A 21246-nucleotide genomic window follows, 5' to 3' on the forward strand; every position below is an offset into this window, starting at 1 on the left:
CCCAGAGTGCATCTTATTCTTCAAATAAATTTTGACACCATAGATTTAAAAGTTAAGTTTATAGTATTGATTATTCCTGCCTCCCATGATATTATTCAGAAATTGTTTTTTTCTTATATGCTTATTCCAAATATGGAAATGCCATTCACAAGAAGGCAACTACAAATTCAATAACTTTGGGAATCGCTCTATCCTTTTAGCAGGAAATGTTACAGGAAGTGTTTCTGATTTAGGGCTAACCTACTACAATCCTTCTTTTTTGGCAAATAGTGATGATTTAGGGTTTTCATTGAATGCCAAAGCTTATCAGTTAACCAATATAAAACTAAAAAACCCTTCAAATAAAGCACAATTAAGTAGTTCAAGTTTTGATAATGCTTCAACCATGGCTGGTGGTATTTTTAAATTGTTTAACAATCGGTTTGCGTATTCTTACTTAACTAAATCTAACTTTAATACAAACTTAAACTATACCACAAATTATTTAAATGATGCCATAAGGAATCAATTTCCTGACATTACGAAACACACAACAACCATTACACTAAATAGCAGAATAAAAGACGATTGGAGTGGTGCATCTTGGGCCTATAAAATAAACAAGCAACTCAATGTAGGTATTTCAACCTTTGTCTCAGTATACAGTTATAAGGCGCATTCTGGTGCTAGTCATATCTTTGAATCGAATAACGAAAATGTATCTTTTTATCAAAACGTGGTTGGTTTTAGTCAAAAATCATACGGCCTATTTGTTAAAATTGGGGCAAATTATAGATTTCCCAAATTTCATTTAGGCGTCAATATTAATGTCCCCTATATAGAAGTTTTGAAAGATGGATCCTTTAATTATTCTAAATTAATCTCTGGTGTAAGTTCTGATGATGATTTATATCTGTCAGGTGATTTTAAAGATGTAGACTCTAAACGAAAAGAACCACTAGGGGTTTCCTTAGGTATTGGTGTTCCTATACATAAAGGTAAACTGCACGTAAATATTGATTATGTAAGTAGTTTAAATTCATATAGCCGATTAAAAATTCCTGATATTGATTTAGGTCAAGGCACGTTAACACCAATTTATTTTGCTGAGGCTCGTAAAACAGTAGTTAATTTTGGTGCTGGCATTGAATACACCTTAAGTCAAAACTTAAATTTTTATGCTGGATTTTCTACAGATTTTAATGCTTTTAAGGAAAGTGCTAATATTTTTGATTTTTCAGCCAAAGAGAATAAAAATATTGAAATAGGTGAAGATTTTTATCACATGAGTTTGGGTATAGACTGGAAATTAAAATGGTTAAGTATTATTTCTGGGATTACCTATGCTGGAAGTTCTAACACATTTTTAAGTCCGTACGCCATCAACGTTACGCCTAGTGTTACTATTAATAACACGCCTGAAACACAATTTAACTATAGCCGCTGGCAATTTGTAATTGGCCTGGATATTCCACTTTTAAGTAAAAAAACAAATCAACTTTTAGAATCTTTGTAATACAAAAAAGCCTATCAATTTTTTATTGACAGGCTTTTTGTTTTATTGAAAAACAAGGAACTACTAGCTTTTCTTATGTTTCTTTTTGTCTAGTTTATTAATCGTTTCATACATAATTGGTGTGGCAATAAACAATGATGAATAGGTACCTACTATTACCCCAACAATTAAAGCAAACATAAACCCTCTAATAGAATCGCCACCAAAAATAAATATGGCTAAAAGTACCACTAAAGTCGTTAATGATGTATTCAAAGTTCTACTCAACGTACTGCTTAGTGACGTATTCACTACCTTATCAAAATTCCATGAAGTATGCTCGTTGAAGTACTCACGAATTCTATCAAAAACAACCACCGTATCATTCAACGAATAACCAATTACAGTTAATATGGCGGCAATAAAAGCTTGGTTAATTTCCATATTAAAAGGCATTAACTTATAGGTTAAAGAGAACACCCCTAATACAATTAATACATCATGGAAAACAGCAGCAACAGCACCCAATGAATATTGCCATTTTTTAAATCGGAATAAAATGTACAAAAACACAACAATTAACGATCCTAAAACAGCCCAAACAGAAGCTTGTTTAATATCATCAGCAATAGTTGGAGACACTTTATAGGTTTCTAATAACCCTACTTGCTTGTTTTCATCATTTAAATCGATGAATTCATCATAAGAAACACCTTCTAAATAAGGCACTAACGCATCGTATAATTTCTTTCTAATTTCCTCATCTACAGAAGTTCCAGACTCATTAACCTTATATTTTGTGGTAATCTTTAACTGATTAGCAGCTCCGAATGTTTTAGCGTCTGCACTTCCATAAACAGCAGCATCAGCTAACACACCTGTAATCTCTGAAGCAGATACATCTTGAGCAAAACGTACTTGGTAAGTTCTTCCCCCAACAAAATCTACACCTTGATCTAAGCCGTTAGTAAACAATGACCCTAAAGACAATACAATAAATGCACCTGAAACAATATAAGCTACCTTACGTTTTTTCAAGAACTCAATATTAATATTTCTGAATAGGTTTTTAGTAATTCCTGTAGAGAAATCTAGTTTACCTTTCTTATTGGTGTACCAGTCGATTAACAATCTTGTAATGAAGATCGCAGTAAACAATGAGGTTGCTATACCAATTAATAAGGTGGTTGCAAAACCTTTAATAGGCCCCGTACCAAATACAAATAGAATTAATGCCGTTAAACCTGTCGTGATATTAGCATCTAAAATAGAGGATAAGGCATTTCCAAAACCATCTTTAATAGCCTCTATCTGCCCTTTTCCTTTTGCAAGTTCCTCTCTAATACGTTCAAATATCAGTACATTCGCATCCACCGACATACCAATGGTCAATACGATACCAGCAATACCTGGTAAGGTTAACACCGCTCCTAATCCTGATAAAATTCCAAAGATTAAAAGAATGTTTAACAGCATAGCAATATCAGAGAATACGCCCGCTTTTCCATAGTAGAAAATCATCCAAAGTAACACTAACGCCAAAGCGATTAAGAATGACATGGTTCCACTTTCAATAGCCTCTTTCCCTAATGACGGCCCTACTACCTCACTTGAAATAATATCTGCCGATGCTGGTAATTTACCTGCTCTAAGTACGTTAGCTAAATCTATAGCTTCATTTAAGCTAAAATCACCAGAAATAGAAGAGCTTCCACCTGCAATTGGTCCTGAAGTAACACCTGGTGCAGAATACACTACGTTATCTAAAACAATAGCAATTTGACTTTGTTGGTTATAAGCCTTACCAGTCATTTCTTCCCAGATCTTAGCACCTTTTGCGTTCATTTGCATAGAAACTTCAGATTTACCCATTGGGTTAAATTGGTTTCTTGCATCTGTTACCACATCACCACTTAATGGTGGTACATTCTCTCTATTACCTACTAGGGCATATAAATCAACCAGTTCACTGTTTTTCTCTGGTTTCCCAAAAGCAAATTTTACGTAACGCTGTTCTGCTGGCAACAATGATCTTACTTCTGGAATGTTTAAATATTCTAGAACTTTTGTTTTATCTTTTATTTCAAATTTAGCAATAACAGGACCACCTGGATACCCTTGTCCTCTAATTAAATCGAAAATAGGATTTACTGTTTGTACCGAGGTAGAATCTGTTTCAGCATCCCCCAACAAGTCATCAATTTGAGCATCTTTTGCATCTTCTTCATCTTGTGGTTCTTGAGCACCTGCTTCTTTTTTTGCATCAACAACATCTTTCAACACCTCATTAGCCTGAGCCAAAAACGGAAAGAATTGCTCGCCTTTATAAGCATCCCAAAACTCTAATTGAGCTGTACTTTGTAACAAGCTAGTAGCACGCTCAACATCTTTCACACCAGGTAATTCTACTAGAATTCTTCCTGATGTTCCTAAACGTTGAATATTTGGAGAGGTTACACCAAATTCATCAATACGCTTACGTAGTACTTCAAAAGCTGAAACAATAGATTCATCAATCTTTCTTTCAATAACCAATTTAACCTCATCGTCTGTCATACTTCCGTCAATTTCCCCATCTAATTCTTTGGTATAAAATATATCTGGAGATGCTAACTTGGTATCGCCCTTTATAGCTTCAAAAGCGGTAAAGAAATCTTCGATATAGGTGTTTTGACCATTTCTTTGAAGCTCTGCGGCATCCTCTAAAGCTTTATTAAAAACAGGATCTGTGGTATTGTTTGCCAATCCTTTTAATAAATCTTCTACTGATACTTGAAGGATAACATTTATACCTCCTTTTAAATCAAGACCAAGATTCATGGCCTTTTGCTTCACCTCATTATACGTGAATTTGGCAATACCAATATTGAACACAGTATCTGTAGCAATAGATTGTAAATAATCTGCTTCTCTTTGGCTGCGTTTTGCATGGTAATTTTCTTCCGTTTCAGGAATTTCGTTTATAGCTATTTCCTGAGCTTCTTTTTCAATTTGACTGCCTTTAAATGTGAATGATAACTGATAAAGACTTACCAGACCAAACAAGACAGCAAATAGTTTAACTAGTCCTTTGTTTTGCATGTTATAATATTTTTAATCAAATTTTGAAAACGGGCAAATATAGAGTTTCAGCCCAAATTTGACAATTTTAAATAGTTTTTATGATTAGTGGTATAAGCTACAACTCATACCCTTATGAATACGTTGAAACGTTTGATTTAAGTCTGAATTTTAAATCAACTTTTCTCTCTTTTAGAATAAATTAACTATTAGGGCCTGCCCTAACTTCCGGAATACTATGTAAAGGTGTATCTAAAGCAATGGCTATGGTTTGCTGAACACGATAAGACACCTTAACTTGCTTGCTTAGGTGATTATGTACTAAACCGCTGGTGTTTAATTTTAAGCTAGGATCAAGGAAACGATCACTTTTATTATCTAATTGTAAAACAACACTACCATTAAAATCCCAACCCGAATAATCTCCAGGTTCAATCTCATAAATATCAAAATGGTATTGAAGAGATTCATCATGTGAAGGAATTTCACTTGATTTTTTGGGTGTTGATGCATCTGTTTCAACAGCTAAATACGGATTTTTAGCAAAAGCACGTTTTACACTAGTAACGTCAGATTCACTAAAGTAGCTAATCTTTAATTTTCCGTCATCAAGCGGCTTTATTTGAACATTAGTAACCCCAACCTCTTGAAGCTGCTCCTTTACTTCCCCTATGGTTTTTAAAGCCTCTTCTGAAGAAAGTTCAACATGAGCAAATTCTAAAACAATTTCTTGGTTAGGCGCAGGCGTTTGCTGTTGCGAAACAACACCAAATAAAGTAAGAACTAATACAAAAATACTAATACACCATCTTGCAATCATGCGCCAAATATAAAAAAATAAAGACTGTATTGCTACAGTCTTTATATAATTATCATATTTAACTTATCTAAATTACAATTCTAGCAATCCATTCGTTTTTGAAACACCTTCTGCACTGGCTTGCATGTGAGCTTTTTCGGCCTCACTTAAAGGTATATCTACTATCTTTTCAATACCGTTTCTACCTAAAACAACTGGCACTCCAATACAGATATCACTTAATCCGTACTCGCCATCTAACAGCGTAGAACATGGGTATATTTTCTTTTGGTCACAAGCAATAGCCTGAACTAAACCACTCACAGCAGCTCCTGGTGCATACCATGCTGATGTTCCTAATAGCTTGGTTAAGGTAGCACCTCCTACTTTAGTATCGGCAGCAACTTGCTCTAAACGCTCTTCGCTTAAAAATTCTGACACTTTTATACTGTTTCTTGTAGCATGACTAATTAACGGCACCATACCTGTATCACTATGTCCGCCAATAACCATTCCGTCAACATCACTAATTGGAGCTTCTAAAGCCTCTGCTAATCTATATTTAAAACGAGCAGAATCTAAAGCACCACCCATTCCTATTATTCTGTTTTTTGGTAATCCTGTTGCTTTGTGAGCCAAATATGTCATGGTATCCATTGGGTTACTAACCACAATTAAAATCATATTTGGAGAATGCTCTAATAAACTTGTTGAAACGGCCTTAACAATACCAGCGTTAATACCAATCAACTCTTCACGTGTCATACCTGGTTTACGAGGAATACCTGAAGTAATGACGCAAATATCACTTCCTGCTGTTTTGCTATAATCATTGGTAACCCCAGTGATTTTTGTATCAAATCCGTTTAATGAGGCACACTGCATTAAATCCATAGCCTTTCCTTCTGCATACCCTTCTTTGATATCTAATAATACCACTTCTGAAGCGAAATTTTTGATAGCAATGTACTCTGCACAACTTGCACCAACTGCTCCTGCTCCTACTACTGTTACTTTCATTTTTTTAATATTTATTATTTAGTAATTTGATTCGATATTCTACGCTGCAAATTTCAGCCTTTTTGCCCTTTTGTTTTATGATGATTATCATAAATACGCAACGCTGTTATCTAAGCACAAGGCATAAAAACAAACAAATGCGAATTTACGAATTAAAACCCTCTAAATAAAAAAGTACAGAATAAAAATCCCGTACTTTTTCAGAGTAAAATTCAATAAAAACTAAATAAAACTAAGAAATCAATTTTTTGAAACAGAAGGCTTATCTAAACCCAAAATTTATACCCACAGAAAAGGCGTTGTAGTCTGATAAGTGATATTCGGCATTAAGCCTAAAGAACCCTAATTTTAATTTGGTTCCTAAAGTACCTCTAACGGATGACACTTTACTTGATACTGAGAATGGATCATCAATAGGTTCTGATGGTAAAATACCATTATTTACGATGTATGTTCCTAATACATCAGACTTTGACTCACCCGAAATATACCCAATCCCTCCATAAAAATTTATAATGGGTAGCTTCGTTGAGGCTATAAATTGAAACAACCAGGTATCTGTATTGTTTTCTAAACGTTGATTTTGTCCATCTACACCCGATGATTCTGTTAAGTCATATCTGGCGTCTAAGGTAGTATATGCCACTAAGCCAGATAGTGCCACAGGAAGCACCTTATCTGCAGGCAACCACTTTGTAAACTCGGCTTGTAAAGCAGCACCAAACATACTGCCTTCTATATCATCAGCCTTAATTTTAGGCAAAAATCGCGCTTTAACTTCTAAGCCCTTACTTAAGCCTAAAGCGCCTTGAATAAATGCAGAAGGTACATAATCTAAATCTCCACCCACACCTGAAGGCAAAGTGATTCTATCTGATAAAAGTGAACTAGATTTTGACCGAACAATGATGTCTATATCAGGATTATTTTCTCCCAGTACGGTTGAAACCATTTTTGAATTCGCTCCATCCTCAAACTCAACGGTAAAATCATAATCGTCCTGATTATAGTCTGCAATATTCATTTGAAATGCTCTATGCTCGTTCTTTACAACGGCAGCATTGGTTATTATAGATATTTCAAAACCTCCAAGCGGTTTTACATCGGCTGTATTAAACCAGTTAGCATTCAAACTATGCACTACTCCATTTGTTCCAGGCTTTAAAAAATCATTACTAAATCGTTCCGCATTTTCAACACCAGCTCTAAGCAAGCCATTTAAACCTTCTTGTGCTTTTACTGTTAATATGCTAAAACAAAGTATAGCAAGTAAACTTATCTTTTTCATTTCATTTAAAATTTGGCACAACAAACATAAGAAAATATTACTTAAAAACGCATTTTATCGTATTTATTTATCTTTTTGTCGTTTAAAATAAACTTAACCTCTATATTTAACTCTGGTTTTGTCCGTTTTTAACAGTATAAAAACTTGTAAAAAAATTTATGCTAAATTTACCCCAAAAAGTTTAGCCTTGAACCCACGTTTCCCAAATATGAATTTCCGCCTTTTTTCAACCGCATTAATACTCTTATTTATCCATTCGTGTACTAATGACGAACCTCTTGATGATCACCTTACTGGTAGCATAAATAAAGTGCTTAATAGACAAAGTACAGGAAGTTCTGCCAACGACCTTCTGTCTGACAACTCTTTTACAAGTATGATCATAGAAATTGTATACGTAGAAGGCCTTGAACCCACACAGAATACCATTAATAACTTTGTAACTTTTTTAAACAATAGAACCTATAAACCTTCAGGGATAACAGTGAAGAAAAGAGTAATCCCTTCACCTGGCCAAGCAACTTATACCATAGAAGACATTGCCAATATTGAAAGAGAAGAACGCCAAGAATACAATCAGGGATCAAAAATTGCGGTTTGGGCTTTATTTATAGACGGAAAATCAGATAATGATGTTGGCAATGAAGTGGTTTTAGGAACCGCCTATTGGAATACGTCTTTTGTAATTTATGAAGAAACTGTTCAAGCATTAAGCAATAGTCCTTTTGAACCTGAACGCAGTGTTCTAGAAACTACGGTTATTAACCATGAATTTGGTCATATACTTGGCCTAACAAACTTAGGGTCAACCATGCAAACCAATCATGAAGATGTAGATCATCCTAAGCATTGTGATGAAAAAGATTGTTTAATGTATTGGGAATCTGAATCTTCAGTAGCCCTTACAGGAATGAGCACTATACCTCTACTTGACGCCCAGTGTTTGGCAGATTTAAAAGCCAATGGTGGCAAATAAATTTTTAAAATTACTCATAAAAAAACGGCTTAAAAGCCGTTTTTTTATGAGTATGAATACCTCATTAGGCATCAATATTAGCATAAATAGCATTCTTTTCAATGAAATCGCGTCGCGGTGGTACTTCATCACCCATAAGCATAGAAAAAATTCTATCGGCTTCTGTTCCGTTATCAATTTGAACCAACCTTAACGTTCTAAATTCAGGATTCATCGTGGTATCCCAAAGCTGCTCAGCATTCATTTCACCCAGACCTTTATAACGTTGAATATTCACGCTTCCTCCAAAAGATTCCGCAATCGCATCACGTTCTTTATCATTCCAAGCATATTGCTTTTTGTTACCTTTTTTCACTAAATATAATGGTGGCGTAGCAATGTACACATGCCCTTCCTCAATCAGCTCTTTCATATAACGGAAAAAGAATGTCAAAATCAGTGTTGCAATATGACTACCATCAATATCGGCATCACACATAATCACGATTTTATGGTAACGCAATTTTGATAAATTTAAAGCTTTACTGTCTTCCTCGGTCCCTATGGTAACTCCTAAAGCCGTGAAAATATTCTTAATCTCTTCGTTTTCAAAAACTTTATGTGTCATGGCTTTCTCTACATTTAGAATTTTACCACGTAATGGTAAAATAGCCTGAAATGCTCTATCTCTACCTTGTTTTGCCGTTCCGCCCGCCGAATCTCCCTCTACTAAGAACACTTCACATTTTGCAGGGTCTTGTTCTGAACAATCTGATAGTTTACCAGGCAAACCTCCAATGCTCATCACCGTTTTACGCTGCACCATTTCGCGTGCTTTTTGAGCTGCATGACGTGCTTGCGCCGCCAGAATAACCTTTTGCACTATGGTTTTTGCATCATCTGGATGTTCTTCTAAATAATCCGTTAGCATTTCTGACACCGCTTGACTAACTGAAGCTGACACCTCACGGTTACCTAACTTTGTTTTTGTTTGCCCTTCAAACTGAGGTTCAGCCACCTTTACTGATACAATAGCAGTTAACCCCTCACGGAAATCATCACCTGAAATATCAAATTTTAATTTATCTAACATACCCGACTCATCCGCATACTTTTTCAAGGTATGTGTTAATCCTCTTCGGAAACCCGATAAATGTGTTCCCCCTTCATGCGTATTGATATTATTTACATAGGAATGTAAATTTTCGGCATAAGAGGTATTATAAACCATGGCCACTTCAACTGGCACACCATTCTTTTCGCCTTCAAAGGCAATAACATCTTTCATTAAAGGCTCTCGTGTGGCATCTAAATACTTTATAAACTCTTTTAAGCCTTCTTCAGAATGAAATGTTTCGCCCTCAAAAGTACCATCTTCTTTTTGGGTTCTTCTATCAATTAAATGAACCGTAATACCTTTATTTAGATAAGCTAATTCACGCAACCTACTTGCTAAGGTGTCATAATTATACTCCAGTGTTTGTTGGAATATCTGTGGGTCTGGCTTAAAGGTTACAATAGTTCCATTTTTATCAGAATCTCCAACCACTTTTACAGGATAGAGCGGTTTTCCGCGTTCGTACTCTTGCTCCCAAATTTTTCCTTCACGATGCACTGTTGCCTTTAAATGCTCTGACAATGCATTTACACAACTTACACCAACACCATGCAATCCGCCTGATACCTTATAAGAATCTTTATCAAACTTACCTCCTGCTCCAATTTTGGTCATTACCACCTCAAGTGCCGAAACGCCTTCTTTTTTATGTAATCCTACCGGAATACCACGACCATCATCCTCTGTAGTAATCGAGTTATCTTCATTAATGGTAACGGTTATATTATTACAATGTCCTGCTAACGCTTCATCAATGGAGTTATCAACTACCTCATATACTAAATGGTGTAACCCGCGCACACCTACATCACCAATGTACATGGACGGACGCATGCGCACATGCTCCATACCCTCTAAAGCCTGAATACTATCAGCCGAATATTGTGGGGCTTTTTTTTCTTCGCTCATATTCTAAATTATCTTAAATTGAATTTGACTATTAATCATAAAAAAAGATGCCTTTTTAGCATCCTTTTGAACACAAACAAATATACGAAATATTACACCTAAAAGAAAGCTTTTTATCGACTCAACAAGAAAATTATCAACATTTGTTAATTATTTAAAAACGGCTTAAATCGCCTAAAAATAGCCTTAAATTACATTTTAGTAATTTTTAATGCATCAGCAAAACATAAAAACACAAAAGTGTCTCTAATCCTCTATTTTAAATTCTATTTTTACCTAAAATAACATCAAAATAGTTTTCAAACGTTATAGTTGATAACCCGAAAAAAATATATCTCCAAACATGATGTATGTCACTTTTTAAGGTTATAGTTAATAATATTTTTGCCCTATATTTTGAATGAAACAACAATGAAGAACAGAAAAAAAACAGTCTTAAACCTGTTAAATGTATTCCTTTTATTAGTTCCTATTTTTATATTGGCACAGGAGACAGAAAAACCATTTAAACCAACATTTAAATGGAATGCTACTGCTCAAATATGGCTACGGTATTCCGATTTAAATCAGGGCTCATTGGTTAACGGCGAACCCACATCTTCATTTACCGATGTTTCTATAAGACGAATTCGAATTCCTATTTCGGCACAAGTCACACCAAGAATATTTGCCTATGCTATTTTTGGAGGAAATAATTACAACCTTAAAAGCATGCAAAACCCTATTGAAGTTCTAGATTTTTATATGGAATATGCTTTTTCTAAGCACCTAGAGATAGGTCTTGGAAAATCAGGATGGCAGGGACTAAGCAGATGGAACGTGCGCTCTAGCAGCACACTCATGGGATTAGATTCGCCACTTTTTTCATTAAATACGGTTGAAAAAAATGATGACTTAGGCCGACAGTTTGGCCTATGGTTAAAAGGACAGGCAGGACATTTTGATTACCGACTCACCTTTAACCAACCTCGAATAATTACTAAAGCGCCTGCAAACGGTGTGGTTGATTTTGCTAACAACAGACCGCGCTGGAAGACATCATCATACATTAATTATCAATTCTTTGAAAACGAATCAAATAAGTCAGCCTATCAAACGGGTACCTACTTAGCAAACAAGAAAGTTTTCAATATTGGTGCTGGTTTTCAATATCAGGAAAATGCATTTAGCGATGGTGATTTCAACAATCCTAATACCACTTTTTACGACATGAAGCATTGGGCTATCGATTCATATTTAAACCTTCCTTTTGCAAATGAAGATGCTATTACAGCCTATCTTGGCTATTATAGTTTCGATTTTGGTAAAGATTACATTAGAAATGTTGGCGCTAACAACCCTACTAATGGTGTTACGGATCCTGATTTTAATGGTGCTGGCGTGGCATTCCCAATGATGGGAACAGGCCCTACCTGGTATACTCAATTTGGGTACGCCTTTAGAAAAACCAAACTTATTAACCACCAAGTTGTTATTCAACCTAATATTGCCATTCAACACTCCAATTATGATGCCTTGGAAGACAGCATGACAGTTTATGATTTTACGGTAAACTTTTTAGTAAATGGAAAACATGGCAACAAAATAAGTTTAGGCTATCAATTACGCCCTATTTTTGATGCGGACACCTTATTAGAGAAAGACAGAAAAGGTATGGCCGTTTTACAATATCAAATATCATTTAAATAGACTAAATATATATCAAAATATTTTTGAGTTTTTTAATAATTCTGCAATTATAGTTTAGCTCCAGCAAAAAATAGTGATAAGTCTATTTATTCTCTATATATTTGAAGCTGAATTACATCAGAATGATTAATAATAACAATAATAATTTCAATAATCCTAATTTTTAGGACGGGGAGGTTATTGTTAAAAAATATATAAAGCCTTCCGAATTCGGGAGGCTTTTTTTAATTAAAAATCCAGAGCATGAGTAAAATTATGACAGTAGACATTTTGTCGAGTATTAAAGGAGCACAGCCTTCAGAGACTGTAAACAAATTATTTCAGGTTATTAAAGCTGCTAATCCTACAGATAATAATTCTTTTAATAGCAGTCATAATTGTGTATCACTAAATAATTTAAGGGAAGATATCGTGATTGATAGTTCTGAAATAGAAAAACAAATCATTATTGAAAACTTTCCTAAAGAAAAAAACGGCTACTTAGTTGTTTCAAAAGTAATTGAAGAATAGTTTATGGACTCTCAAATAAGATCAATCCATCAACAGCTAGTGGATAAAAAAATTACGTGTACTGAGCTAGTACAAAGTAAACTTAGCAATTTAAAAGAAAACTCGCACAATACGGTAAATGCTTTACTGGATGATATAGCACTTAAATTAGCAGCCAAAGTAGATGCTAAAATTGCTAGCGGCGAAACTATTGGTTTACTTGAAGGCATTCCTTTTGGCATTAAAGATGTGTATATGCTTCAAGGTACATGTACAACGGCCAGTTCAGATTTACTTAAACATTATAAATCGCCATATACCGCTACTGCAATTCAGAAGCTTTTAGATGCTGGCGCTATTCCTTTAGTAAAAGAAAATTGCGATAGCTTTGGTCATGGATCTTCAAGTGAAAACACCATTTTTGGCCCTGTAAAAAATGCTATTAACCCAGAATTAGTTGGTGGCGGTTCTAGTGGTGGCTCTGCTGTAAATGTAGCTAAAGATTACACGGTATTTTCTATTGGTGGTGATACAGGAGGCTCCATTAGACAACCCGCAGGGTATAATCATGTGTATGGTTTAAAACCTACTTATGGCCGTATTTCTCGCTACGGATTGATGGCTTACGCCTCGTCTACAGACTGTGTAGGCCCTATAGCTAAATCTATTGAAGATATACTAATTGTTTTAAACACCATGAGTGGTTTAGATCCTAAAGATCAAACTACCTTTACTTCTGAAACTATTCAAGAAGATGCTATTCTGGATACCAAAAGCATTAAAACCGTAGGTTACTTCAAGAATTTTATTGACAGTGAAGCTCTTGATCCGAAGATTAAGGCCGATTTCTTGGCATGTATAGAAAAAATAAAAGCAAAAGGTATTTCGGTGAAGGTGTTAGACTTTTTTGAATCAGACACTCTGGTGTCTACCTATTACACCTTGGCTATGGCCGAAACTGCCTCTAACCTGTCTCGATTAGACGGAACAAATTACGGCAACCGTATTGAGGCCGAAAATTTAAAGGAAACCTATGCTGTAACACGTTCTGAAAACTTTTCTGAAGAAACTAAAAGACGTATTGTTGGTGGAAATCAAGTATTATCGCAAGGTTTCTCTGATGAAATTTATTTAAAAGGTCTAAACCTAAGAGATCAAATTTCGCAGAATTTTGAAAAAGATTTTTCTGAAGTAGATATCATCTTATCGCCTGTTACACCAAGTACACCCCCAAAAATTGGAGATAGCTTAAAAGCCCCCTTGGCCATGTATTTATCTGATGCCTATACGGTGGGTTTCAGCCTAGGGCAGCTACCAACACTTACCGTACCTCAAGGAACGGCTACAGGCTTACAAATTACGGCTGCTAAAAATAATGACGAACTAGTTTTGAAGTTTGCTAACTTCTTAAAAGACACGATATAATGGAACTGGAACAATTAAACGAGTTACTAAAAAAACACGAGTTAGAATTAGTCATTGGTCTTGAAACACATGTTAGATTAAACACTAAAACAAAATTGTTTTGTTCTTGTGCCAATGCCGGAGATATTGAAACACCTAATCATAATATTTGTTCCGTATGTACAGGTCAAATGGGGGTGCTACCGTCTATTAATAAAGAAGCTATTACTAAGGCTATTTATTTTGGAAAAGCCGTAAAATCAACCTTTGAAAACGAAGTAATTTCATGGGACAGAAAACATTATGAGTACCCTGACAATCCTAAAAACATACAAATAACGCAATTTCATAACCCGATTATTCCTGATGGTCAAGTATCTTGTTTCCGTAACGACGGTTCTCAATTTACAGTTAATTTAACTCAGGTTCATATTGAGGAAGATGCCGCTAAACTCATCCATGAAAAGAAAATTTCTCTGGTAGATTTTAATAAAGCTGGGGTGCCTCTTATTGAAATTGTGACCCAGCCCTGTATACGTCATATTGAAGATGCTTCAACATACGCACAATACATTCAGCGTATTGTTCAAAATTTAGGCATTTCTGAAGCTAACTTAGAGAAAGGCGAGTTTAAATCGGATGTTTCTGTATCCCTAAGAAAAAAGCATACGTATAATTTGAATCCTCGTACCGAAATAAAAAACCTCAACTCCTTTAAATTTATGGTTGAGGCTTTAAAAGAAGAGGTTGAAAAACAACTTAATTACTTTTTAGAGCATAAAGAATTTAGACCAGATCAAACTACTGTACTGTTTGATGCTGAGCTAAAGCAAACCAAAACCATGCGTAAAAAGGAGTTTGAGGCCGACTATCGTTTTATCTCTGAACCAGATTTACCTTTTGTAAATATCAAAGAGGTGATTGATGCTATTGAAGTTGATAATAGCGCTTTACCTTTTGCTGTTGAATCTATTTTAATAAAAGGCGGCGTATTACCCCAAGATGCTAAGTTTTTTACAGCTGACGCTTTACGCTCAAAAACGTTCATGACCATAAACAACGTTATAAAAGACCCGTCTTTTGTGGCAAAAACACTAGTGAACAATATTGGTGCCGATGAGTATGATAGTATCCATAGAATAGAGCATCTCATTGAAATTTTCCAACTATTTAAAGCTGAAAAAATTACTTCGGTTTTGGTTCAAAATGCCATTACAGCTTATTTAAAAGACCGAAATTTCAATTACAATCAATATTTTGAAGACAATACCATTTCTGAATCCCAGATAGAAGATGCTATTGCTAAAGTTATTTCTGAAAACCAAGTAATTGCCGATGATATTAAAAATGGTAACCAAGGAAAAGCGGGGATTTTAGTAGGTAAAGTTATAGGTATTATAGGTAAAGGCGCTTCAGGCAAAGTGATAAGAGCACGTATTTTATCAACGCTAGCTAGCCATGCTATTTCAGCACAACCTTCAGACAAGAACGACAAAAGTGCTGACCAAGCAAATAACCAACCCGTAGTTTCCAAAAAAGATGAAGAAACACTTTCTGAAATTCCTTTAATAATAAAAGACGAATACCGTACTCATGTTATTTCTGAAATCTCAGATGATAATATTGGCAACCAAGTAACCTTAGCGGGTTGGGTTTCTAGCGTACGTGACCACGGTGAACTTATGTTTATTGATTTACGTGATTCTAGTACACAGATTTTTCAGATAAGACTAAGTCGAGAATCATTTGCTAATCTTGACGACCTTATAAAATTAAAACCAGAATCGGTTATTACCGTTACAGGCTCTATTGTACAGCGTGACGAAGATGATTACAACCCTGCTTTAAGAACTGGAAAAATAGAACTCGAGGCTAGTGATTTAGATCTATTAAATCTTTCAAAAACCTTACCTTTTGAAATAAAAAGAGCAACTAAGTCTAACGAAAATGTACGTTTTCAATACAAATATTTAGACCACAGAAATGATGATGTACGACGTGTTATAGTTAACCGTCATAAGGTGATTAAACTCATGCGAGATATTTTAGACGCACAAGATTTCTTAGAAATTGAAACCCCTATTTTAAGCGCAGGAACAGATGAAGGCGCGCGTGAGTTTATTGTACCTACTCGTAAACAATCTGGTTCGTTTTACACCTTACCGCAAGCCCCTCAACAGTTTAAACAAATGTTGATGGTAAGTGGTTATGAAAAGTATTTTCAAATAGCCCGTTGTTTTAGGGATGAAGATTCTCGTGGGGATCGTCAGCCAGAATTCACACAGTTGGATATAGAAATGGCGTATGCTAGCATGCAACAAATTATTGATTTGAACACCAACATGTTCAATTCTATTGTAAAAAAAGTGTACGGCAAAAAATGGATTTTACATCCTTTTGAAGTATTATCCTATCAACAGGCTATGGATGAATACGGTTGTGATCGTCCCGACCTACGCTTTGGGTTAAAACTAAAAGATATTACCAACATTGTAAAAGATACAACCTTCCAAGTATTTAGCAAACCTATTGAAGAAGGTGGTATTGTAAAATGCATCAAAGTATCAACTGAAGAACAAGGCAAAAAGCGTTTATCAAAAGGGCAGATAGAAAAATTAACTGCTTTGGCGCAACAGCACGGCTTAGGAGGATTGGCTTACATCATAGTAAACGAAAACGACTTGCAATCCCCTATTATTAAGTTTTTAGGTGAAGATATTGCGGCAAGAATTATTGCCGCTACAAAGGCTCAAGTGGGTGATATTGTATTCTTTTCTGCTGCCGATTATGCCACTGCGAATAAAGCACTTGATGCCGTACGCCAAGAATTAGGAAAAATGCTTCACTTAATCAATCCAAAAGAGCTAAGACCAGCCTGGGTTATTGACTTTCCTATGTTTGAGAAAACAGACGAAGGCAACTGGACCTTCACCCACAATCCGTTTTCTATGCCTGCTATTAAAGACGTGGAAAAACACATGAATGGCAAAGAAGAAGAAATTGGCAGCATCATTGCTCAACAATACGACTTAATATTAAACGGTTATGAAATTGGTGGTGGTTCTGTGCGGGCTCATAAACCAGAAATTCTTGAAGCTACTTATAAAAACATGGGCTACAATAAGGAGGACATGATGAAAAGTGTTGGCACCATGTATAAAGCATTTCACTATGGCGCTCCTCCTCATGGCGGTATTGCTTGGGGTGTTGACCGATTGATGATGATTTTAGAAAAGAAAGCGTCTATTAGAGAAGTTATGGCTTTCCCTAAAACAGGAACCAGTGAAGATTTACTCTTTGGAGCGCCTTCACCCCTTTCTGATAAAAAGGTAGAAGAAATGAACGTTAGAGTGATAAAAAAATAATCTACCTCACAAATAATCATAAAAGCTTCAGTAAAAACTGGAGCTTTTTTTATTTCGTTACTCAAAACTTTAACAAAACTACGTGCGTTTTATCATTATTTTAAGATGTTTACCTCCTAACTTTAAAGCTTCATAAACCTAAAAAACAAAAGATGAAAAAAACCACATGCATTATCACCTCGGTATTTGCTTTTTTGATGCTCATTTCAACTCAGGTACACGCTCAAAAATTCTCAAAATTAGATAAAAGTCCGCTAGACATTGCATACTACAGAACCGATAGAAAATCACCCCCTATGGCTAAAGTGATATACAGTCGGCCGCAATTAAAAGGGCGTTCCTTAGAGACATTAGCTCCTAATGGCAAAGTATGGAGAACAGGAGCCAATGAGGCTAGTGAAATTAAATTTTATCAAGATTTGAAATTTGGAGGTGCTCTGGTAAAAGCTGGCACTTATTCATTATACACCATTCCTAACGAGAGCCAATGGACTATTATTTTAAACAGTGATACAGATGTGTGGGGCGCTTACACTTATGATGAGAGCAAAGATGTGCTTAGGGTAAATGCACCCGTATCAAAGGGGGAAAGCATTGAAGCCTTCTCCATAACTTTTGATGCAGACCATATGTACTTGGCTTGGGGCACAACTTTAGTTACCGTTCCTATTAGTAAGTAACCAAAAGCACAACTCAAAACAAAAGCACCTAAATATTGGTGCTTTTTTGTTTTACGGTATATTCAAATACTTGTGTGTTTGAAGTGAGATTTTCCACTTAGGGTTTGCCATAACGTAGTCTACAATTTCAGGAACTACCTTATCTCTTTTGCTCCATTCTGGTTGCAAATACAAAATACAATCTTGGTTTACTTGTGCTGCTTGTTCTTCAGCAAACCTGAAATCGTCTTTATTGTATACAATAACTTTTAACTCATTAGCATTTTCATACACCTCTTTGGTGGGCAACTTTATCTTTTTGGGAGACAAGCATATCCAATCCCATTCGCCAGTCAATTTATAGGCGCCAGAGGTTTCAATATGAACTTTCATGCCTCTGGCTTTAAGTTCTCGAGTTAAAAACGTCATATCCCAAGTAAGCGGTTCCCCTCCAGTAACCACAATGGTATCACTGTATTTCTTAGCATTCTCAACAATGTTCATCGTATCGGTTGGCGGATGCAGATCGGCATTCCAACTTTCTTTTACATCACACCAATGACATCCCACATCACAACCACCAACTCTTATAAAATAAGCGGCTGTCCCCTTATGGTAACCTTCACCTTGAATGGTATAAAATTCTTCCATCAGCGGAAGCATTTCCCCTTTATCAACCCGTTTTTTTATCTCTTTTTGCATAAGAGCGCAAAGATACATATTCCTTTAATTATTCTATTCATTTTTAGTTTTCATTAATAGTCATTTATTATTGATATTCAGTGAAACTGCAATTCATTTTAATGTCTAAAATCATAAAATAATCAAATTTGTTCCCTGCCATTTTTTCTTCTTTAATTTTCCTGTATTTTTATCCAAAATCAAAAGGATGACAACCAAGGAAACGTTTTTCAACTATATCACTGAAGGCAATAAAACCAAAGGCGACTTTATTTCCATAGGAGCAGCTATGTTAAATGGGGAAACCTTAGCGGGTGCTCATGTAAAGATTCCGTTAAAAACCATGAACCGCCACGGCTTAATTGCTGGAGCAACAGGAACAGGAAAAACAAAATCTTTACAAGTATTGGCCGAGAACTTAAGTGACAAAGGTATTCCTGTATTACTCATGGATATAAAAGGGGATTTAAGTGGTTTAGCGCAACCCAGTCCTGGACACCCTAAAATAGATGAGCGTCATGAAAAAATTGGTTTACCATTTAATGCGAAAGGCTTCCCTGTAGAAATACTCACCTTATCTGAGCAACATGGCGTTCGTTTAAGAGCCACCATAAGTGAATTTGGACCCGTATTACTTTCAAGAATTCTTGATTTAACAGAAACACAATCTGGTATTGTATCGGTTATTTTTCAGTATTGTGATGACAACAAATTGCCTCTTTTAGATTTAAAAGATTTTAAAAAGATACTGCAATATGCCACCCAAAAAGGTAAAGAAGAATTCAATGCATCTTATGGCAGGATTTCTACAGCTTCCACTGGTGCAATTCTCAGAAAAATTATTGAGCTTGAACAACAAGGTGCGGATCTTTTTTTTGGAGAAACCTCTTTTGATACGCAAGATTTACTAAGAATTGACGAACATGGCAGAGGCTATATAAACATCCTTCGATTAACTGATATTCAAGATAAACCCAAACTTTTCTCAACTTTTATGTTGAGCCTATTGGCCGAAATATATGCTACTTTTCCTGAACAGGGTGATAGTGATCAGCCAGAACTTATCATGTTTATTGACGAAGCGCATTTAATTTTTGATGAAGCCTCAAAAGCGTTATTAAATCAAATTGAAAGTATTGTAAAACTCATTAGAAGTAAAGGTGTGGGCTTATATTTTGTAACACAAAATCCCACCGATGTCCCTGAAGGTGTTTTAGGCCAGCTTGGTTTAAAAATTCAACATGCCTTAAGAGCCTTTACTGCAAAAGACAGAAAAGCCATAAAGCTCACTGCACAAAACTACCCTGATTCTCACTATTATAATACCGAAGAAGTCTTAACATCACTAGGAATTGGAGAAGCCCTTGTTTCTGCTTTGGATGAAAAGGGACGCCCAACCCCTTTAGCAGCTACTATGATGCGTGCGCCAATGAGTAGAATGGATATTCTTACCGAAACAGAGTTAAACGCATTACTATCAACATCTAAATTGGTAAAAAAATACAATGAAGAAATTGATCGCGAAAGTGCTTATGAGCTTCTAACGGCAAAAATAAAACAAGTAGAAGCTGAAGAAGCCAAAGAAAAAGCGGAAAAAGAACGTGAAGCCCTTAAGAAATCGGAAGCTAAAAAAAGTAGTAAATCTACCAAATCACGAGGCACAAGAATGAACCCTATTGTAAAGGTACTCACAAGTGCTACGTTTATTCGCAGTGTTTTTGGTATATTAAACAAAGTCATGAAAAAATAATAATCAAACATTTATATATCTCAAATCAATGAAACATTATCTTTTAAGCACATTAGCCTTAATCCTCTTAATATCTAGTTGTAGTAAAACACCAAACCCTTTTGAGGTTTCAAAACATCATGTTGGCTTATTAACCGATTCAACACAAGTAAAAGATCTAGAAATGGCATTTCCCAATGATTCTGTGGTAAAGTTTATAACGGGTGATGAATTTGTTGGAAACAGTAATGCCATCAACATTTATGAAAAAGGTGGTAAAAAGCTGTTAGCATTAACCCCTAAATTCATTTTAGACTCCACTTCGGTAATCAGTAATGTTAGAATTTTTGACGAACGTTACAAAACAGAAAAGAACATATCAAGTATAAGTACGTTTAAAGATATTAATGACAACTATAAAATATCAAGAATTAGTAATTTGATTAATTCTATAGTTGTAGCCGTTGATGATATTAACGCCAGTTTTACTATTGATAAAAAAGAATTACCTGCTAATTTAAGGTTTGATATGGATTTAAAATTTGAACCCACTCATATTCCAGATCATGCCAAGGTGAAATACTTTTTTATAAACTGGAATATATAAA

The 21246-nt window shown here is 35.3% G+C and carries 15 protein-coding genes; 9 read left to right on the forward strand and 6 right to left on the reverse strand.

The genetic code is table 11. The features are described 5' to 3' along the window. Nucleotides 1-85: 85 nt before the first annotated feature. The gene (locus FGF67_RS03875; RefSeq protein ID WP_139695154.1) at nucleotides 86-1495 is read left to right on the forward strand and encodes a hypothetical protein; all 1410 of its coding nucleotides are present in this window, start codon (nucleotides 86-88) and stop codon (nucleotides 1493-1495) included. 63 nt (nucleotides 1496-1558) lie between these two features. Here FGF67_RS03875 and secDF read toward each other — a convergent pair whose 3' ends face one another. The 4 genes from secDF to FGF67_RS03895 all read right to left on the reverse strand — a co-directional run bounded on the left by secDF (nucleotide 1559) and on the right by FGF67_RS03895 (nucleotide 7641). Next, nucleotides 1559-4555 carry a protein translocase subunit SecDF gene (gene secDF, locus FGF67_RS03880; protein ID WP_139695155.1) on the reverse strand — a complete coding sequence of 999 codons (2997 nt, stop codon included), beginning with the start codon at nucleotides 4553-4555 and terminating at the stop codon, nucleotides 1559-1561. A gap of 181 nt (nucleotides 4556-4736) precedes the next feature. Continuing rightward, nucleotides 4737-5354: a hypothetical protein gene (locus FGF67_RS03885; RefSeq protein ID WP_139695156.1), complete on the reverse strand. Its 618-nt coding sequence runs from the start codon at nucleotides 5352-5354 to the stop codon at nucleotides 4737-4739. Between the two features lie 72 nt (nucleotides 5355-5426). Continuing rightward, a complete protein-coding gene (mdh, locus tag FGF67_RS03890) occupies nucleotides 5427-6353 on the reverse strand; it encodes a malate dehydrogenase (protein WP_139695157.1) in 927 nt (308 codons plus the stop codon). A 262-nt stretch (nucleotides 6354-6615) separates the two neighbouring features. Further along, nucleotides 6616-7641, reverse strand: coding sequence for a DUF6588 family protein (locus tag FGF67_RS03895; RefSeq protein ID WP_139695158.1), 1026 nt, complete (start codon nucleotides 7639-7641; stop codon nucleotides 6616-6618). 208 nt (nucleotides 7642-7849) lie between these two features. Between FGF67_RS03895 and FGF67_RS03900 the strand changes: the two genes are divergently transcribed. Continuing rightward, nucleotides 7850-8617 carry a membrane metalloprotease gene (locus FGF67_RS03900; RefSeq protein ID WP_139695159.1) on the forward strand — a complete coding sequence of 256 codons (768 nt, stop codon included), beginning with the start codon at nucleotides 7850-7852 and terminating at the stop codon, nucleotides 8615-8617. A 64-nt stretch (nucleotides 8618-8681) separates the two neighbouring features. Here the strand turns inward: FGF67_RS03900 and gyrB are convergent, their stop codons facing one another. Continuing rightward, nucleotides 8682-10622, reverse strand: a complete 1941-nt coding sequence (gene gyrB / locus FGF67_RS03905; protein WP_139695160.1) for a DNA topoisomerase (ATP-hydrolyzing) subunit B — start codon at nucleotides 10620-10622, stop codon at nucleotides 8682-8684. Between the two features lie 411 nt (nucleotides 10623-11033). On the opposite strand from gyrB, the gene FGF67_RS03910 reads away from it, so the two are divergent. The 5 genes from FGF67_RS03910 to FGF67_RS03930 all read left to right on the forward strand — a co-directional run bounded on the left by FGF67_RS03910 (nucleotide 11034) and on the right by FGF67_RS03930 (nucleotide 18249). After that, nucleotides 11034-12311: a porin gene (locus tag FGF67_RS03910; RefSeq protein WP_139695161.1), complete on the forward strand. Its 1278-nt coding sequence runs from the start codon at nucleotides 11034-11036 to the stop codon at nucleotides 12309-12311. Between the two features lie 243 nt (nucleotides 12312-12554). Then, nucleotides 12555-12821, forward strand: a complete 267-nt coding sequence (locus FGF67_RS03915) for an Asp-tRNA(Asn)/Glu-tRNA(Gln) amidotransferase subunit GatC (protein ID WP_199240651.1) — start codon at nucleotides 12555-12557, stop codon at nucleotides 12819-12821. Nucleotides 12822-12824: 3 nt separating this feature from the next. Then, nucleotides 12825-14225: an amidase family protein gene (locus tag FGF67_RS03920; protein ID WP_139695162.1), complete on the forward strand. Its 1401-nt coding sequence runs from the start codon at nucleotides 12825-12827 to the stop codon at nucleotides 14223-14225. Continuing rightward, entirely contained in the window at nucleotides 14225-17569 is a 3345-nt protein-coding gene (gene gatB/aspS, locus FGF67_RS03925) for a bifunctional amidotransferase subunit GatB/aspartate--tRNA ligase AspS (protein ID WP_139695163.1), read from the forward strand. The genes FGF67_RS03920 and gatB/aspS overlap by 1 nt, the downstream gene beginning before the upstream one ends. 152 nt (nucleotides 17570-17721) lie before the next feature. Continuing rightward, the gene (locus FGF67_RS03930; protein WP_139695164.1) at nucleotides 17722-18249 is read left to right on the forward strand and encodes a DUF2911 domain-containing protein; all 528 of its coding nucleotides are present in this window, start codon (nucleotides 17722-17724) and stop codon (nucleotides 18247-18249) included. A gap of 51 nt (nucleotides 18250-18300) precedes the next feature. Here the strand turns inward: FGF67_RS03930 and FGF67_RS03935 are convergent, their stop codons facing one another. Continuing rightward, nucleotides 18301-18930 carry a 7-carboxy-7-deazaguanine synthase QueE gene (locus FGF67_RS03935; RefSeq protein WP_199240652.1) on the reverse strand — a complete coding sequence of 210 codons (630 nt, stop codon included), beginning with the start codon at nucleotides 18928-18930 and terminating at the stop codon, nucleotides 18301-18303. Between the two features lie 187 nt (nucleotides 18931-19117). On the opposite strand from FGF67_RS03935, the gene FGF67_RS03940 reads away from it, so the two are divergent. After that, on the forward strand, nucleotides 19118-20659 hold the full coding sequence (locus tag FGF67_RS03940) for a helicase HerA-like domain-containing protein (protein ID WP_139695166.1): 1542 nt from the start codon (nucleotides 19118-19120) through the stop codon (nucleotides 20657-20659). A 28-nt stretch (nucleotides 20660-20687) separates the two neighbouring features. Continuing rightward, nucleotides 20688-21245: a hypothetical protein gene (locus FGF67_RS03945; protein WP_139695167.1), complete on the forward strand. Its 558-nt coding sequence runs from the start codon at nucleotides 20688-20690 to the stop codon at nucleotides 21243-21245. Nucleotide 21246: the final 1 nt, after the last annotated feature.

This window comes from Allotamlana fucoidanivorans (assembly GCF_006265225.1).
Taxonomy (GTDB): Bacteria; Bacteroidota; Bacteroidia; order Flavobacteriales; family Flavobacteriaceae; genus Allotamlana; species Allotamlana fucoidanivorans.

Bases quoted from the DNA above. Each gene is read 5' to 3' on its own strand.
- FGF67_RS03875 (WP_139695154.1), top strand. From the start codon at position 86: ATGATATTATTCAGAAATTGTTTTTTTCTTATATGCTTATTCCAAATA.
- secDF (WP_139695155.1), bottom strand. From the start codon at position 4,555: ATGCAAAACAAAGGACTAGTTAAACTATTTGCTGTCTTGTTTGGTCTG.
- FGF67_RS03885 (WP_139695156.1), bottom strand. From the start codon at position 5,354: ATGATTGCAAGATGGTGTATTAGTATTTTTGTATTAGTTCTTACTTTA.
- mdh (WP_139695157.1), bottom strand. From the start codon at position 6,353: ATGAAAGTAACAGTAGTAGGAGCAGGAGCAGTTGGTGCAAGTTGTGCA.
- FGF67_RS03895 (WP_139695158.1), bottom strand. From the start codon at position 7,641: ATGAAAAAGATAAGTTTACTTGCTATACTTTGTTTTAGCATATTAACA.
- FGF67_RS03900 (WP_139695159.1), top strand. From the start codon at position 7,850: ATGAATTTCCGCCTTTTTTCAACCGCATTAATACTCTTATTTATCCAT.
- gyrB (WP_139695160.1), bottom strand. From the start codon at position 10,622: ATGAGCGAAGAAAAAAAAGCCCCACAATATTCGGCTGATAGTATTCAG.
- FGF67_RS03910 (WP_139695161.1), top strand. From the start codon at position 11,034: ATGAAGAACAGAAAAAAAACAGTCTTAAACCTGTTAAATGTATTCCTT.
- FGF67_RS03915 (WP_199240651.1), top strand. From the start codon at position 12,555: ATGAGTAAAATTATGACAGTAGACATTTTGTCGAGTATTAAAGGAGCA.
- FGF67_RS03920 (WP_139695162.1), top strand. From the start codon at position 12,825: ATGGACTCTCAAATAAGATCAATCCATCAACAGCTAGTGGATAAAAAA.
- gatB/aspS (WP_139695163.1), top strand. From the start codon at position 14,225: ATGGAACTGGAACAATTAAACGAGTTACTAAAAAAACACGAGTTAGAA.
- FGF67_RS03930 (WP_139695164.1), top strand. From the start codon at position 17,722: ATGAAAAAAACCACATGCATTATCACCTCGGTATTTGCTTTTTTGATG.
- FGF67_RS03935 (WP_199240652.1), bottom strand. From the start codon at position 18,930: ATGCAAAAAGAGATAAAAAAACGGGTTGATAAAGGGGAAATGCTTCCG.
- FGF67_RS03940 (WP_139695166.1), top strand. From the start codon at position 19,118: ATGACAACCAAGGAAACGTTTTTCAACTATATCACTGAAGGCAATAAA.
- FGF67_RS03945 (WP_139695167.1), top strand. From the start codon at position 20,688: ATGAAACATTATCTTTTAAGCACATTAGCCTTAATCCTCTTAATATCT.